The 1,746-nt window shown below is 66.3% G+C and carries 2 protein-coding genes; both read right to left on the minus strand.

Features of this window, described 5'->3' with window-relative positions; genetic code table 11:
- Positions 1 to 193 precede the first annotated feature (193 nt).
- A complete protein-coding gene (locus ACIA8E_RS41880; protein ID WP_399307350.1) occupies positions 194 to 598 on the minus strand; it encodes a hypothetical protein in 405 nt (134 codons plus the stop codon).
- Positions 595 to 1,443: an IS5 family transposase gene (locus tag ACIA8E_RS41885; protein WP_399307352.1), complete on the minus strand. Its 849-nt coding sequence runs from the start codon at positions 1,441 to 1,443 to the stop codon at positions 595 to 597. Before ACIA8E_RS41885 ends, ACIA8E_RS41880 begins: the two co-directional genes overlap by 4 nt.
- Positions 1,444 to 1,746 lie beyond the last annotated feature (303 nt).

Below are 1,746 nucleotides of genomic sequence, written 5' to 3' on the forward strand. Positions count from 1 at the left end.
CTCTGGATAGAGGCATCAAGTGCCCGGACGACTCAAGGCGTCAGTCCGGCACCCACGCGATCACCACCGCGAGCACCGCTCGCTGCTCGAACGGCTCTCAGAACTCACATCAGTCCTGAGAGGACGATTCGTGAGTTGATGTCCGTTTCCGGGTGAGGCTGAGGCAGGGCTGCTGATCGCGGTGCTCGGTCGGTCACTGCTTCCTGGCGAAGCTGCCGGCGTCGTCCTCGGTGAGGATGTCGAGTTTGACCAGGCGTTTCAGCTTGGCGCGGGTGCCTTCGATGTTCTTCGGCAGCAGTTCGTGGTCGAGGGCTTCGCAGACGTCGCGGGCCCGGAGGGGGCCGGTGGCCTCGTTGAAGACGGCGAGGATGCGGGGGTAGTCCGGGTGCTCGGGCAGGCCCGGCGAGTCGGGCCGGGCGGGGATCCGGTCGGCGAGGGCGGTGACGGTCTTCCGGGTGATCGTGAGGTGTTCGAGGTGAGTCTCGGCTTCCCGCAGCCGGGTCTGCAGTTCGTCGATCTGGGTGCGGAGGCCGTCGGCCATGGCCCGGGCCGCGTCTTCCTGGACGTCCAGTGCTTCGAACAGGGGCTGGATGTTCACGCGGTCACCGCCTGCGGGTCGCGCCAGGTGAGGGTGTTCGCGTCGGTGAGGCGGCGGACCATGACGTGGGTCATGGCCCAGTAGACGCGGGAGGCGGATGAGGCCGGGCGGTGCTCGTAGTCGCGGACCAGGCGCCGGTGCAGTATCAGGATCCCGTAGGTCTGCTCGACCCTCCACCGCTTCGGTTGCGGGACGAACCCCTTGTCCTGCGGGTTGCGCTCGACGATCTCGACGTCGATGGCGCGACGGATGCCATGCGCGACCACCTGGTTCTTGAAGCCCTGGTCGACCAGGGCCTTGCGGACGGTTCCGCCGGCGCTCTCGGCAACCTGGTCCAACAGGGCGATGCCCGCGGCGTTGTCGTGTGCGCTCGCGGCAAGGACGGTGACAGCGATGACCAGGCCGAGCACATCCACGGCCAGCCCCCGCTTGCGGCCCGGCACCCGTTTCCCGGCATCCCGACCGGTCGTGGTGGCAGGGACCCCGGCAGCAGCATGGACACTCTGGGTGTCCAGCACCACCAGGGTCGGGTCCTCTAATCGGCGGGCCCGCTCACGGACCTGGCAGCGCAGGAGTTCATGGATGACCTGGTCTGTCCCGTCGTCCCGCCAGGCGGCGAAGTAGTAGTACGCCGCGCTCTTCGGCGGCAGATCGTGCGGCAGATAGGCCCACTGACAACCCGTCCGGCCCTGGTAAAGAATCGAGTTCACGATCTCCCGCATCGCATAGGCGCCCTGGTGGCCGCTGACCGAGCGATGCCGGTCCTTCCAGGCCGTGATCACCGGCTCGATCAGAGACCACTGCTCGTCCGACAAGTCGCTCGGGTACGAAGTGCGTTCACTCACCCCGCCACCCCAGCAGACGGCCGACTGCGGACCACCGGATTCCGCTCGCACCCACACCATCAGGCGACGACAGAACCTCTCAAAGACTCACGAACCGTCCTCTGAGAGCCGTTAGTACCGGATTAGGACGGCTCCGACGCCGTGATCACACCAGACACCGCAAGATCATCTCACCTGTGACCAGCAGTTACGGGACAGCCCTTAGGAGCAATGCCGGTAACTTAGGGCGTTTTTATCCGCTTGACCCGTTTGGGCTTGGTGGCATTGACGATGGTGACGGCCGGGGCGGACGGGTGTTCTGCA

The organism is Streptomyces sp. NPDC051664, from assembly GCF_044453545.1.
Taxonomy (GTDB): domain Bacteria; phylum Actinomycetota; class Actinomycetes; order Streptomycetales; family Streptomycetaceae; genus Streptomyces.